The following is a 13,544-nucleotide window of genomic DNA, read 5'->3' on the forward strand; positions in this document are numbered from 1 at the left end:
GAAAACCGTCGTGGCGAGAGTCACCGTGGGTTCAAATCCCACACCCACCGCTTGCAGGTCAGCGCAATAGCAGGTCAGAAGGGGTGTCCTCCATTGGAGGGCACCCCTTCTGCGTGCGGCCTGTCTCACCCCGTCTCACTGGCATCCCAGTGTTGACCAGGGCGTACGGCCAACCTGTGGCCAAGATCCGGCAGGGTCAGGGCGCCGGCCGCTCGTCCCTCGCCTGGTCGGCAAAGCCCTGGTCGATCAACTCGTTCATCCGCTCCTCCTCCCCGTCCAGAACCTTCGCGTAGTACCGCTGAAGTACGGCGATGCTCTGCCCTGCCCGACGAGCGGTCTCAGCGAGACTCACCCCGGAGCGAAGCCAGAAAGACACACAGGCATGGCGCAGGTCGTAAGGGATGCGAGCGAGCGGTGACGTGACCTGAGCTGGTGTAAGAGCCAGGCGCCTTGCCTCCTTCCACACGACTCCGTACTCCTGCGAACGGACAGGACCGCCGCGAACGGCGCGGAACAGACGGCCGTCGTCGCCAGTGCCGAACTGGTCGATGTGCTTTCGTAGGATCTGTACGAGAACGGGTGGGATCGGGACGCGGCGTACGGTCTTTCGCGCCCGGTGCTTGAGCCCTCTCTCCTCGTACGGCATCCCGTCGTCGGTCCACCCGGAACCCACCTGCGGACGGGCCCCGGACAGATCTAGCCGCCCCCATCCGCTCTCAGGAAGGGTGCAGTGGTCGGCACTGAGAACGGAGACTTCTTCCGGCCGCATGGCGGCGTAGTACATGCACCCAAAGAACGCTGTCAGGTGCTCACCGCGTTGACCTTGGCTACGTACCGCTTGGAGCAGCCCAGCCGCCTGGGCAGGGGTGGCAACACTGCGCTCGTCCAGTTCCTCCACGGCTTTCGGAAGTTCCCAGTGGACCCGGCTTAGCGGGTTACTTGGCAGCAGCTCCTTCTCCACGGCGAGCCGCAGACAGTTGTTCAGGACGGCCCGCCGGCGCCTCACAGTGTTCGGCGCAGCGGCTTTCCCGTCCTGCCTTTTCGCCAGCTCATCAAGGACCGGGCGCATCTTCTTGGCACTGTCGAGATCTACGACCGCGGGAGCGTTCTTCTCGATCCACGCCAGCGTCCGAGCTTCGGCTTCCGGCGGTGTTGCGTCATGCCGACCAGCGTTGAAGGCCCACTGATAGAGGGTCCGCCGCAACAGCTCTGTCTCCGGTCGGCCCCTGCCCGTCGGGAGGAGCGACAGGGTCGCGATGGTCAGGCTCTCAGCAATGCTGGCGCGGTGCTTCGCGGCGGCATGGGGCCACTTCATGGCGACGTGATCCCGAGCGTGCGTGTACCAGGATGTGCGGTTGAGCTGGCGAAGTTCGGAGACCGGGAGCCCGGTCTCGGTGTCGAACGCTTCGCCACTTCTGGCGGCCGTCATCAATTTCGATCGGCGAGCTTCGGCAAGAGTCTTGGTCAGGAAGGGCTCGGGGAAGACCTTGCCGTCTACGGTCCAGCGGACCTGATAGGGGGCGCTCTTGCTCTCGCGGCGCCGGATGCTCCATACCCGCACGTCATAACTCTGCATGTCTCTCCTTCATGCCGAAGGGGCCCGCGTTATGGCGGGCCCCTTCGTGTGGTTGTGCGTGTCGGATCAGGCGGCGTATTGCCCGCAGGACTCCAGCCAGGAATCAAGGTCTTGACGACGGACCCGAAGCTGTCCATTCGGGAGCTTGATGAGGCGGGGGGCCTGCTTGCGGGCCCGCATGCGGTAGAAGGCGGCTCGGCTCATGCCGATCTCGGTGAGAACTTCGGGGAGTTTGAGCATCTGGGGGCGTGCCATGGCTTCGACTCCTTTGGAAAGGATCGGGAGCAGGTGCGGGACCCTCTCCCTCTGAGGTCCGCTACTTCCGCTACCTCCGCTACCGCCCTGGTCAGGGGCATGATCGAGGTAGCGGATAGGGGTAGTGGTAGCGGATGTATCCGCTACCGGCCCGGTGCGGTGAGTTGTCGGGCCGGTAGCGGCAAAGTGGTGCGGGTAGCGGATGGGTAGCGGCTTGCCGCTACCTGGAAAGGGCCTCTGAGCTGGCCGGTAGCGGAGGTAGCGGAAGTAGCGGACTTTCAGCGGGGGGAGGGCAGTACCGCTGCCACGCGTCGTGCAGGTCGGTGGCGTAATAGCCCTTCATGACGCTCGTTCCGGCCTTGATGTTCCGGGCCGCGATCGGGGCGTTGTCGCCGGTCATGTACTCGCGGAGCATCTTCGACAGGCCCCGGGGGTCGAGGGGCCTGCCGCCCATGTCGGCCCACGGTGCTTCATCGAGGCTGTGGAGCCGGTCCAGGATGGCGACGGTGGGCAGTCGGTCGATGCCGTTGAACACCTGGTCGCGCAGATCAGTGAGCAGCCGGATACCGACGCTTCCCTTGTCATCGACCTTGGCGGCGTTGACCAGGTCGACGCACGCTTCCCGTGCCCGCTTCGGCCAGTCCCCGCCCGCGGCGTCCGCCACAGCCAGGAGCGGTTCCCACACGTCGGCGGGCCGGTCGGTGACCTCGTCGGGCATCTGCGGGAACGCGCCGTCGACCCGTTCGCGCACGCTGTCCGCCCAGAGGGCGAGCTGGTCCCGCAGGGCGTGGCCTTCGCTCTCGTGGACGCGCTGACGGAACGGCTCCACGCGCTCGTTCCGGGCCCGCCGGCGCATGCGGATGATGACGGAGCGGGTGAGGATCGTGTCCGGCAGCGACCCGAGCCCGGCCACGGCCACGGCGCAGAAGCTGGGGAACTCCTGGACCTGCTGGTTGGAGCCGTCTCCGACGCACCGGTACATCACTCCGGAGCGTCGGTGTCCCGCGTTCAGGAAGCCGCGCAACTGCTCGTTCTCCCCGGCCTTGGGGCCGAACACGGTGTCGATCTCATCGAAGAGGATCGTGGGCCGTGCCTCCAGTCCGGACACAGCCCGGAAGAGAGCGGAGGCGGACGCGTTGACCGCGACCATGGGGTAGGGCACGAGGGTTTCCACGATCTCCAGTGCCCTGCTCTTGCCGCTGGCCGGTTCCGGGGAGAGGAACGCGAGTCGCGGGGTGGCATCGAAGCAGTCGAGAAGGTGGGCGTGCGCATCCCACAGCGTCACCGCGACGTAAGCGGCCTCCACGGGAAAGGCGTTGAAGCGGCGGTGGAAGGCTTCGACCTGGCTGAGCAGGGCCGCGCCGTCGATGTCGGTGCCGGTCATGCGGCGTCCCTCCGGTTCTGTGCGGGGGCGTTGTGCGGGCACTGGCCGACGCGTACGCGGCCGGTCAGTTCGGTGACGGCCTTGCGTCCGCGTGCACGCTCGTGGTGTCCGCAGGTGCAGAGCCAGTCAGCTACCGGGATCTCGCCCCGGTCGAGTCCACGGATCTTGAGACCGGGCCAGATACCGGTCACGGTGATGGCGTGCGGGTCAGGGAGAACAGCAGGGGGGACGCCTTCGGCGACGACCTTCGGCGCGCTCTGTCCGGTGGTGGCCCGGGGCGGTTCGGCGGGGCTGGGCCCGGCAGACGGTGCGGGAAGGCTCTTCAAGGGGGAGCGGGGCGGGGGCTTCATGCCGTCCTCCGCTGCTGATTGCGTGCGATGGACCAGTTCAGACCGCTGCGAACCGTCGAGCGGCACTGGTTCGACGGCAGATTGGCGCACTCCCCCGCCGATTGAAGAGCCTCCTCAACCACCGACCGGGGAAGGTCGCCCCAGGCGATGAACCGCCCCAGAGCGCGCGCCGCCGACAACAGAGTCGAGTCCCGCTCACCCTCCGGGGCGACCTCCACCGTCGCGGTTTCCGCCGCCAGGGCGGCTGCGGCGTAGCGAGAGGCCTTGGACGACGACGGCACAGCCATCAGTCCCCGCGAAGCCTGACGGGGCCTCAGAAGGGCGTACAGCCAGCCCGGTAGCGGTGCGGGGTCGGAGTGGTCGGTGACGGTGTAGGGGCCGGTGGGGGTGAAGCTGCCGGGGGCGACGACGTAGCCGCCCCATGCCCGGGTGTCGATGAGCTTGCCGAGCTTGCCCGCGCTGTTGCCGAGCCGGGCCCCGTCGGGGGTGGTGAAGTACAGGTGGTGTCCACCGCTCGCGGTCCGGGTCCGGTAGGTGGCGGGGACGGCCTGTCCGGCGCGCTCGCAGAGCGCATGGAAGGTCGTCACGCCGCAAGGCGTGCCCGTACTGCTGTTGGGCTTGGGCATGTCGAGATCCACGACGACCAGCCCGGATGGGCCGGTGGCCAGCCCGATGTTGAACGGCCGGTCGGCCCATGCCCGGCGAATCCGGTCCGGGTCGAGCGTGGCGCGCTGCTCCCACTTGCGATGGCCTCCGGCGCAGTCACCGAGACCGGGGCAGACGGCTTCGCCATGCAGGGCGGGCCGCTTGTCGCCGGGACGCAGCGGGAACACGGACCAGCCGCGTGCGGCGGCATCCAGCGCCGCGGAGAGCAGCGCGGTATTGCGGTCATAGGTCATGCTGGGTGTCTCCTGTTCTGTGATGAGCGGGGAGATCAGGGCGGCCCGGAACTTTGGCGAGATGCGGGCCGCCCTTGGCGTGCCTAGAAGGGCGGTTCGTCGCTGTAGCCGTCCAGCCCCCAGGGGTGGCGTTCCGGAGCCCGGCGAAGCTGGAGGGGCAGCCGTCGCGGCAGCGGGAGCAGCGTCCAGTGGTGGGTCTCGTCCCAGCAGGTGCAGGGCTCCCACTCGGTCCTGGCGTACTCCCCCTCGTGGTCGCCGTAGTCGTAGGCGAACCCGCCATCGCCGTCGCAGCGGGGGCAGTCGGGGGCGGGAGTGTCGGTCAGGATCAACGTTCGACGGTCCCAGCCAATGAGCTGGATACGCAGGCGCATCGTGCGTCCTTTCAGCATTCGCAGTTGTCGGCCGTCTGCTGGCAGTCCCAGCAGCGAGGGCAGTCGCAACCGCAGGCGTGGTCGGCGTGTTCCTCGCCGACGCCGTAGCAGAGGCAGCCGGATTCACCGCAGGGCTGGGGCGCGTAGCCCTCGTTGTGGTCGTCGTTCACGTTCAGTTCCTCCCGAGCGTGGTTACTGTGCGTATCGGGTAAGGGCGTTGGGGATGCCTGTGCGGGGGCTGTTTCCGGGGTGATTCCGGGTTCGGGAAGGTGCTGCCTCCCCAGCCTCCCTAGGCTCCCAACTGGGGTGTTGTCGCAGATCAGGGCTGGGGAGGCGGGTTGGGGAGGCGGTTGGGGAGAACTCCCCAGGATGTGCGCGCCTCCCCAACTCCTTCCCTGTCACTGTGCGTCGATCTACCCGGCGTCTTCGGTGCCCTCTGTCTCGTCGGTGCGGGTCTCGATCGCGGCGAGGACGCGGGCGCGGGAGATCGTCTGGTTGCCGTTGTACTTGCGCGGTTCGGCGCCGAACGGCTTGAGTGCCTGGACCAGGTCCGAGGCGGACCACGTCCGGTAGACCTCCGGCCACCGCTGGGCCAGGTGCTGGCGAACCTCGTCGGACTTCATCCGCTCCTCGGTGCCCAGGACGGCGGCCACGTCAGCCAGGTGGTCGGCCTCCCGCGGCGCCGACTCTGTCCCGCTGGAGGTCTTCACTCCGGCCCGCAGGGCCTTGGCCCGCTCCGCGATGACGTCGGCGTCCTCGGGCCCGATGTAGTGAGTCCGGGCGGTCACCGAGGGCTGGCCGGGGGCGAGTTTGATCCCGTCACCGGCCACCACGAGGGTGCCCTTGTCCAGGCCCTGACGCAGCTTGTGCGGGGCCGCTCCGGCGTCGACCGCGGAGTCACCCACGGCCATGCGGGCCTGTGATTCGGTGCCCAGGACCAGGGAGGCCCGGATGTGGTTGCCCTCCCGGGAGCGCTTGGGCAGGTTCTCGTTGGTCGGGTCCTGGGTGCCCTCCCAGGTGGTGACGTTCACCGCGCGTCCCTGGTCGTGGATCTTCTTCACGGCCTGGAAGTAGCGGCTGTCAGCCTTCGACCCCCCGTACGGGGCGCCATAGCGGACGGTGCCCTTGTCGGTGGTGAACGTCTCCCGGGCGCCGGAGCCGTAGGCCACCTGTGCCTCGTCGATGAGGAGAATCAGGGGGTTGAACCGCGGGTCGGCCAGGATCTTGTCCTGGCTCCAGCCCTTGGCGGTCAGCTCCCGCATCAACGCGATGCGGGTCGCCATCTCCGCAACGGCCTCTTCGAGCATCTCGGTGGCCTGGATGACGTGGTCATCGGTGGGGCCCTGGATGAGGACGGTGGCGATGCCGTCGAACATCTGCCAGTCGCCGACGCCCTTGAGGTCGGCGATGTGGAACTCGACCCTCGGGTCGAGTGCCAGCCACAGGGCCAGCGCCCGCAGGCTCGCGGTCTTGCCCTGGTTGGACAGGCCGGTGATGAGCATGTGCTTCTGCCACAGCGAGACCAGCACCGCGTCCCCGCGCAGGTCGACACCCCAAGGGGCACGGCCCCGGTGCATGTCGGCTGTGGTGTCCGGGTCGGTGACCAGAGGGGAGGGGCCGATCGGCTGGTCGAGGGCGCCGGAGTCGGCGATCCACAGGCGCACGGTGCGCGCGGCCGGCGGGATCGTCATGTGCAGCTCGTGCTCGTGGCGGTTCAAGTTCTCCGCGAGCTTGCGCCGCTTGCCCAGCACCTCCTCGGTACTCACCCCGGACGGCAGGGTGACGTCGACCTCGACGCCGCACCCGGCCAGCGTGATGGGGCCGAGCATTCCGGCCGCACCGTCGGCCATCTCCTTGACAGCCTTACGCAGCGAGGAAATGCCCAGGTCCGACAGGGCCTTGACGACGGCTGACGGCGTGACCGGGACATCGTCCGTGGCCCCTGCGGCGGGCCGGGCCCATGCGGGCGCGGTCTGCTGCTGCTGGCCGGACCGCCACAGGTGGGACAGGGCGACCATCAGCAAGAGGGCGAGCGCAGGACCCCAGGCGACGCCGATGAACCAGCACAAGGCGCGGACCGCGTCGACGGCGGCTAGCGTCGGCGCAATCACGTCGTGCACGTGGTGGTCGTGCACGGCCATGCAGGCACCGAGCAACAGCAATACGCCCTCGGTCCCTGCGGCGCCGATCGCCGCGGACTTGGCCATCTGCGGCACACCCGCGATCAACTCCATCCGCCGGCGGTGCCGGTCGGTGCGGAAGCGGTCGGCTTTCTCCTGCCACTCCGCGGCCAGCTCGTGGTTGCCCGCGGCCACGGCGGCGGCCCGCATCTGGTGATGCACCACCACGGTCCGGCCCTGCCACGTCCGCCGGGCGACCACACCCGCCCCGCCGACGACGTAGAGGGAGTGCCGGGCCAGGGCGCGGGCACCGGCCCGGGTGCGCTCGTGTGTGACGGCGCGCCCTATGGTGCGGCCGGAACGCACCCACAGGGGCACCGGTGCCGCCGGGACGGGGTCGGGCACCACGGTGAGCACGGGCGGGCCCAGCTCATCGGCGGGGGCGTTCTTGTGCAGGCTGATGACGTTGTCCGACATGATGGCGGTACTCCTGTCTGCCCCGGCGGGGCGGATGAGTGAGGGCCCGGGGGCGGCCGGTTGTCTTGGCGGATTGCGACCGCCCCCGGGGACAGTCAGAGGCCCAGGTCGCGGGCGGCACGCTCGGTGCGGCGCAACGCGTCCTCAGCCGACTTCAAAGCGGCCTTCGCGGCCGCACGGTCCGCACGGTCGGCGGTGCGCAGTTCGGTCTTGGCGACGGCGACGGCCTGGCGTGTGGTCTCCAGGTGGACCGCCATGACAGCCGACTCGCGGTCGTGTCGCTTGGCCGCACCGTCGGTGATCCGCTCGATCCTGCGTTCCAAGTCGCCCTGGTAGACGCCGTCACCGGCGATGCCGCGCTTGCACATGCGGGCCATGTATCCGGCGACCTGGGCCTTTTCGCGGGTGGTGAGGCGGGGTTCGGGCTGCTGCTTCACGGGGCTCCGTTCCGGGGCCGGGCTGTCCAGCTCCCCGCCCGCCCCAGGACTGACCCGGGGCGGACAGGCAACCGTCAGAGCTGCTGCAGTTCGTGCGTGTGGCACAGGACGGGGGCGATGAACAGGCTGATCCCGTTCACCGTCCACCGGCCCTGCGTGAGCGGGCCGGGCGGGACTTCGTCCACAACCCGGCCGGTCTTGCCGACCGCGCGCGGGTCATCGTCACAGCGGACGATCCGCACCTTGTCGCCTGCCTTGAACATGGCGTTCTCCTTCGGGACGGTGTCAGTGGCTCTTGCGGATGTCGTGCCAGACGGAGCGCAGGACGAGAACGCAGACGGTCAGGGACACCACGGCGATGGCGACTGCGACCGCGGACAGGGCGACGGTCAGCAGGAACACCGAGGCGCCGACCCCGATCCCGATCCACTTCCCCGCCCCGCCCGACGACTGCTGGACCGGCTGCGTGACGGGCTGGGGGTGCTGGGCGAGCTGCTGTGCGGCCAACACGGCTTGTATGAGGGCCAGTTGCTCGGAGTTGTGGGCGGCCTCGACGGCTTCCTTGGCGGCGGCCCCGATGTCGCTCCGGGCACCGTGATGTATGGGGAGGGGTTCCACGGGCTTCTCCTTCTGGCTCGGTGTCAGGCGGCGAGGTGGTGGCCGGTGTCGGCGCAGGGAACGCACATGCCCAGCGAGGTGGGGATGCGGTACCCGGCGTCCCGCCCGCACTCGGGGCAGATGCGCTGTGCGGTGTTGGCCTTGGCGAGGGCTGTGGTCCGGCCGGGGGTCATCGGGCGTACGGGCTTGGCGCGGTCGATGAGGTAGAGGTAGGCGACCAGCGGGCCCCGGCGACGACGGGGGCGTTCGAGCTGAGCGGCTACGTCCTGGCCGCCGGGGCGGAGCCCTTGGGCGCGGAGTTGGCGGCGGGTGGCGTAGCCGTCTGGGGCGAGGTGCCACCGGAAGACCGGCAGCGTGGCCATCAGGCGACCATGCGCTTCCACGCGGACCGCAGACGGACCTCCGAAGCAGCGTGGCCAGCGGCCCGGAAGCGTGCGGCCATCTCCCGGTAGGACAAGGCCGGGGTCTCGCTGTACCGGATCTGGTCCACCAGCACATCCAGCGCCTCATCGCTGAGCGCGGGCGCGGCCTCCAGGGAGAGCGCGAGGAGCGGCTCGACGGGGCCCCAGACCGGCAGTTCCCATCGGGGTGTGACGCCGGGTGTGACGGGGGTCGTCACGCTGGTCAGCGCGTTACCGGTGCCCTCTCCCTTGCGTGCCTTCTCCAGTTTCGACCACGCCTCGGAGAGAGTCTGGGCGGTCTCGGCCTGGACGTGTGCGACGCGGGCACCGGCCTGCGTCACGGCCGTCAGCCGGGTCTCCTCGGTGGCGGCCTCTGACCGCAGCCGGGCACGGGCCACGGCCGCTTCGTCCCGGGCTTCCTGCTGGATCCCCCGGATCGATCCCAGCGCCCCCGGGGTGAGCGCGGTCCGCTCCCACAGCCCGTGCACCAGCCACAGCGCCTTGGCCGCGACCGGAAACCAGGCCACAGCCAGCCACGCGCCGACGTTCCCGTCGGCGGTGAGTGCGTGGGCGACCAGGACGCCGGTGGCGAGCAGGCCGAAGGCCCAGCCGACACCGGTCACCACGTTGCTGTGGTCGCCCTGCGCCGCAAGACGGCGTTCGTAGGCGAGGGTCGCCAGCCATCCACCGTCGATCCCGAGACCGACGACCAGAGCGACCAGCCACGGCATCGCCGTGCCCAGCCACATCACGACGACGGCCAGGGTGAGGACCATAGACACGGCCGTCATCGCCACGGCCGGCAGGACGGTCTTTGCGGTCTTGAGGTTCATGCCGCACCGCCCGACTCTGCTGTGTCGGTGCGGTTGGTCAGGTCGCGGCGGGCGGTCATCACCCGGCGGCGGGCCCGGCGGATACGCCGCTCGTCCAGCTCGGATGCGGGGCGGTCGATGGTCATGATCTGCGCGTCCAGCAGATCGACCTCCGCCAGGATCAGCGGCATCTCCACATCGATCGCGTCCAGCTCGACGGCCGTCGGCTCCCCATCGAACGGGGTGGCCGTAACGATGGCCTGAAGTGCAGCGATGTTCTGCATGGGTCGTACTTCCTTCTCAGTGGGACGGCCCGAAAAGCGGCCCTCGGTGCTCGAACACCGGGGGCCGCACGCCGTTGGGGTGGGGTGGGTCAGACGGTGGTGATGAGGACTGCGGCGATCAGCAGCCACAGGTGGTGAAAGGACTGGTCCAGCGCGTAAGCGCCGGTGCCCAGGTGTGCGGCCGGGCCACCCTTGGCGGTGACGGGGTGCGCGGGGTGGGCGCCGGTGCCGAGGCTGTAGAACTCGCTCTTCCCGGTGACCTTGGCCAGCCAGGCGAGGGTGCTGCGGCGGTCGGCCCACCAGTGACTGACCGCATCGACGCCGAGACCGGCGACCAGACCCGGGAGCGAGAGGTGCAGGCCCAACAGGGCGGCGACCGGCAGGAGTAAGACGACCTTGGTCGTCGTCAGGGTCGCGACGTGGCGGACACCGGCCAGGCGGCCCATCCAGCCGGGGCGGCCCTTGTCAGCAGACTGGGTGGAGGTCTGTACCCAGTGGTCGCCCACGCTGTGAGCGACGTACAGGGCGATGAAGACAGCGGCGAAGGTTGCGGCATCCATCTGCGGACTCCTCGGCGACGGGACACGGGATGACCGGCCCGCGGCCAGTCGGTGGGTCAAGGGCGTGATGGCGGTGGGGTGTTCAGCGGGTGCGGACGCGTCCGCTGACGCTGCGGGCACTCACGCGAAGGGCGCCGGCGCCGGTCACCCTCACGTCGCCGGAGACGGTGTTGGCGCGCAGGGCGCCGGATGCCTGGCTGGTGGCGGCGACGTCCACGTCGCCGGAGGTGGTGTTCAGGTCAGCGTCGGTGCCGCTGTAGAGGTCCACGCTGATGTCGCCGGACACCGATCGGGCGGTGACCCGTTCGCTCAGGAGCCCGGCGATGATGTCGCCGGACGTGGTGGACGCGTTCAGGTGGCGGGCTCCGTCGATCTCCAGGTCCCCGGAGGTCGAGCGGAATTCCATGCGCTCCAGGTCCCCGTTGACCTTCGCGTCGGCGGACTGGGAGACCACAGCCAGCGAGGATCCGACCGGCAGGTAGATGATGGCTTCGAGAAGGCTGACCCTGGTCATCGTGTCCGTGCCGCCACCGGTGACGATGCGGCCGTTGATGATGGTCATGCCGGTCACCGATCCGTAGACGGTGCCCATGGTCTGTGTGACCCGGCCGCCCCGGACGCTCTGGACCATGATGTTGCCGGGCATCTCGGGAACCTCTACCGACATGGCTTGACCGTGCTGGCCGGTGCGGGCCCGGTTGACCGCGTCGGCGGCCGGCCCCGAGGAGTCAGCCGTGCGCAGCACCACACGGGCGGTCGTGACGTTGCGGAGAACCTGAACTTGGATGCTGCCCACCGGCAGCTCCAGCCCGAGAACGACCGGGCCGGTGGACTGGGAAACCAAGGTGCGCTCAGTCATTGCGGAACCCTTCATGCGATGTGGTCCGGATGTGGTCCGGCTCCCCTCAGCCCCGCCCGTACAGCCGAAAAAGCTGGACGGGCGGAGGAGGCAACCGGCCGCACCGCCGTGGGCGGTGCGGAGGTGTGTGAATCGGGGGGCGCCATGTCTCTGCCTGGCGCCTAGCAGGGCAGCTCACAGCGGGTGGCGCCCCGAGGGGCGTACTCCAGAGCCGGTGTGCGGTGCGTACCGAGCCGACGCCCGGTACTGCTGCCGACGAACATCACCCGGTCGTCACGGGAGCAAGGGCTCTCACCTCGCTTGAGTTCACTGTTCAGTTTTCAAGGAACGACCAGCTCAGGGCCCGATGGCGTACGACCGAAGCCGCCTTCCAACAAGCAATCCCGAACCGAACAACGCCCCGTCGTTCCGCTGTCCTAGGACTGCGGTGCGTTGGGTAAGAGACTGCCTCACAGTCCTAGGACTGTCAACAGTCCTAGGACTGTGTTTGACTGGAGACGTCGAGAGGGGTGCGCCATGGCGGCGAAATGGCGAGAGCTGGCAGACAAGCTCGCCAACCAGATCAAGACCGGTGAGTACACGCCGGGCCAGCGACTGCCGCACATCAGGGAGCAGGTCGATGCAGGTGAAGGCTCCAAGGCCACCGTTCATGCGGCGTACAAGGCGTTGGAGGCCGAAGGGCTGGTGACCTCGTCACGCGGTCACGGCACGGTCGTACGGCCGCAAGCTCCTCTCAAGAGGGTTGGCATCGATCGTTACGACAAGGCCAAGTGGCGCGACGGTGATGAGGTGGCGTTCATCGCGGACCGGGTGGCCTCCGGCCGCTCGTACCGCCGTGGCGAACAGACGCAGACTGTGAGTCGCGTCCAGGCGCCGGCGGCCGTCGCGGAGGCCCACGGCCTGTCTGTTGGCGCAGACGTGTACGCACGTGCGCGGCTGGTGAAGGAAGGTGAGCAGCCGACGCACACCTTGACCAGCTACTACCGACCCGAGCACGTCGAGGGAACTCGAATCGTCGACCCGACACCTGGTCCGGCCGGTCGAGGCGGCGGTTTCCGGGTCCTCTACGACGCTGGTTACGAGATCGACCACATGAACGAGGAGCTCTGGGCTCGTGCCCCCACGGGAGACGAGATCAAGCTCTTGCAGCTGCCGACTGGCGAACCCGTCGTGGAGCTGCACCGGACCACCTATACGGCGGACGGCACCGTGGTGGAATTCGCCATCGGAGTGCACGCCGCATCTCGGTTCCGATGGGCCTACGACTTCAAGGTTCCGGACTCGGCGCAGGACGGAGGGGAGGGCAAGTGATCTCGGCACAGGAGTGGTCGGATGGGCGAAGGCTCTGGGACTTCCACCAGATGCACCACGAGCTACGGCGCTGCTCGGTGGCAATCGGTCTCGGTAGTCATGACCTCGGCGTGGCCGAGACAGCAGCAGACCTGTACCGGGACGGCATGATGCCCCTCATCGTCTTTACCGGCGCCACGAGCAGGACGACGCAGGACCGCATGCCCCGCGGCGAAGCCGTCCATTACCGGGAGCGCGCCCTGGAGCTGGGAGTTCCTGGCTCGGCGGTGCTTGTTGAGCCTCACGCGCGCAACACCGGGGAGAACATCCGCTTCTCGCGTGCGGTGCTCGAACAGGCCGGCGTCGAAGTCTCATCCGTGCTCCTCATCAGCAAGCCGTATGAGGAGCGGCGGGCTTACGCCACGGCGTGCAAGCTCTGGCCGGAAGTTGAGTTCGTAAGCGCGTCTACGCCGATGACCTTTGAGGCATACGTGGACTCGATCGGTGATCCCCGGCTCGTGATGGACATGCTCGTCGGGGCTCTGCAGCGGCTGCTGGTCTATCCCGCGAAAGGATTCATGACCGATCAGGCGGTGCCTGATGACGTGGTGGCGGCGTACGAACGACTGTGCCGCGAAGGGTTCACGAGCCGACTCGTCCGGGGCAGTGCAGACGCGGCCACCTGATGCGCGATTTCCGGGGCTGCGGCCAACCTCCGGCCAACCATGGCGGACGAGATGGCCAGGAAGTGGAGAAGCAGCAGCTCAGCGGCCCTTCTGCCTCTGAGAACAGGTCGGTCTTGAAAACCGTCGTGGCGAGAGTCACCGTGGGTTCAAATCCCACACCCACCG

General features: G+C 68.7%; 18 protein-coding genes. 2 read left to right on the forward strand and 16 right to left on the reverse strand.

What is annotated here, in order from left to right; translation table 11 throughout:
- Positions 1-196: 196 nt before the first annotated feature.
- From OG584_RS35105 to OG584_RS35180, 16 genes are all read right to left on the reverse strand, one after another.
- Positions 197-1,576, reverse strand: a complete 1,380-nt coding sequence (locus OG584_RS35105; RefSeq protein WP_331731231.1) for a site-specific integrase — start codon at positions 1,574-1,576, stop codon at positions 197-199.
- Positions 1,577-1,642: 66 nt separating this feature from the next.
- On the reverse strand, positions 1,643-1,831 hold the full coding sequence (locus OG584_RS35110; RefSeq protein WP_331731232.1) for a helix-turn-helix domain-containing protein: 189 nt from the start codon (positions 1,829-1,831) through the stop codon (positions 1,643-1,645).
- A gap of 220 nt (positions 1,832-2,051) precedes the next feature.
- A complete protein-coding gene (locus OG584_RS35115; RefSeq protein ID WP_331731234.1) occupies positions 2,052-3,215 on the reverse strand; it encodes a DUF3631 domain-containing protein in 1,164 nt (387 codons plus the stop codon).
- A complete protein-coding gene (locus OG584_RS35120; RefSeq protein WP_405778975.1) occupies positions 3,212-3,565 on the reverse strand; it encodes a hypothetical protein in 354 nt (117 codons plus the stop codon). The genes OG584_RS35115 and OG584_RS35120 overlap by 4 nt, the downstream gene beginning before the upstream one ends.
- Entirely contained in the window at positions 3,562-4,464 is a 903-nt protein-coding gene (locus tag OG584_RS35125; RefSeq protein ID WP_331731236.1) for a bifunctional DNA primase/polymerase, read from the reverse strand. Before OG584_RS35125 ends, OG584_RS35120 begins: the two co-directional genes overlap by 4 nt.
- 83 nt (positions 4,465-4,547) lie before the next feature.
- Entirely contained in the window at positions 4,548-4,835 is a 288-nt protein-coding gene (locus OG584_RS35130) for a hypothetical protein (protein ID WP_331731242.1), read from the reverse strand.
- Between the two features lie 11 nt (positions 4,836-4,846).
- Positions 4,847-5,005, reverse strand: a complete 159-nt coding sequence (locus OG584_RS35135; protein ID WP_405778977.1) for a hypothetical protein — start codon at positions 5,003-5,005, stop codon at positions 4,847-4,849.
- A 243-nt stretch (positions 5,006-5,248) separates the two neighbouring features.
- Entirely contained in the window at positions 5,249-7,432 is a 2,184-nt protein-coding gene (locus tag OG584_RS35140; RefSeq protein ID WP_331731240.1) for an FtsK/SpoIIIE domain-containing protein, read from the reverse strand.
- A gap of 95 nt (positions 7,433-7,527) precedes the next feature.
- On the reverse strand, positions 7,528-7,869 hold the full coding sequence (locus OG584_RS35145) for a DUF6257 family protein (RefSeq protein WP_331731214.1): 342 nt from the start codon (positions 7,867-7,869) through the stop codon (positions 7,528-7,530).
- Positions 7,870-7,943: 74 nt separating this feature from the next.
- Positions 7,944-8,132: a hypothetical protein gene (locus OG584_RS35150; RefSeq protein WP_331731215.1), complete on the reverse strand. Its 189-nt coding sequence runs from the start codon at positions 8,130-8,132 to the stop codon at positions 7,944-7,946.
- Between the two features lie 22 nt (positions 8,133-8,154).
- A complete protein-coding gene (locus tag OG584_RS35155; RefSeq protein ID WP_331731217.1) occupies positions 8,155-8,487 on the reverse strand; it encodes a hypothetical protein in 333 nt (110 codons plus the stop codon).
- Between the two features lie 23 nt (positions 8,488-8,510).
- Positions 8,511-8,849 (reverse strand): RRQRL motif-containing zinc-binding protein, encoded by a 339-nt coding sequence (locus tag OG584_RS35160; protein WP_331731219.1) that lies wholly within the window; start codon positions 8,847-8,849, stop codon positions 8,511-8,513.
- The gene (locus OG584_RS35165; RefSeq protein WP_331731221.1) at positions 8,849-9,721 is read right to left on the reverse strand and encodes a protein spdB; all 873 of its coding nucleotides are present in this window, start codon (positions 9,719-9,721) and stop codon (positions 8,849-8,851) included. Before OG584_RS35165 ends, OG584_RS35160 begins: the two co-directional genes overlap by 1 nt.
- Complete coding sequence (locus OG584_RS35170; protein WP_331731223.1) at positions 9,718-9,984, reverse strand: DUF6284 family protein; 267 nt, start codon at positions 9,982-9,984, stop codon at positions 9,718-9,720. Before OG584_RS35170 ends, OG584_RS35165 begins: the two co-directional genes overlap by 4 nt.
- Before the next feature lie 89 nt (positions 9,985-10,073).
- Positions 10,074-10,544 carry a transcriptional regulator gene (locus OG584_RS35175; RefSeq protein ID WP_331731224.1) on the reverse strand — a complete coding sequence of 157 codons (471 nt, stop codon included), beginning with the start codon at positions 10,542-10,544 and terminating at the stop codon, positions 10,074-10,076.
- A gap of 82 nt (positions 10,545-10,626) precedes the next feature.
- Entirely contained in the window at positions 10,627-11,403 is a 777-nt protein-coding gene (locus OG584_RS35180) for a DUF4097 family beta strand repeat-containing protein (protein WP_405778978.1), read from the reverse strand.
- Positions 11,404-11,919: 516 nt separating this feature from the next.
- On the opposite strand from OG584_RS35180, the gene OG584_RS35185 reads away from it, so the two are divergent.
- Both OG584_RS35185 and OG584_RS35190 read left to right on the forward strand, forming a co-directional pair.
- A complete protein-coding gene (locus OG584_RS35185) occupies positions 11,920-12,714 on the forward strand; it encodes a GntR family transcriptional regulator (protein WP_331731227.1) in 795 nt (264 codons plus the stop codon).
- Positions 12,711-13,379, forward strand: coding sequence for a YdcF family protein (locus OG584_RS35190; protein ID WP_331731229.1), 669 nt, complete (start codon positions 12,711-12,713; stop codon positions 13,377-13,379). The genes OG584_RS35185 and OG584_RS35190 overlap by 4 nt, the downstream gene beginning before the upstream one ends.
- The last annotated feature ends 165 nt before the right edge of the window (positions 13,380-13,544 follow it).

The organism is Streptomyces sp. NBC_00859 (assembly GCF_045161865.1).
GTDB lineage: Bacteria > Actinomycetota > Actinomycetes > Streptomycetales > Streptomycetaceae > Streptomyces.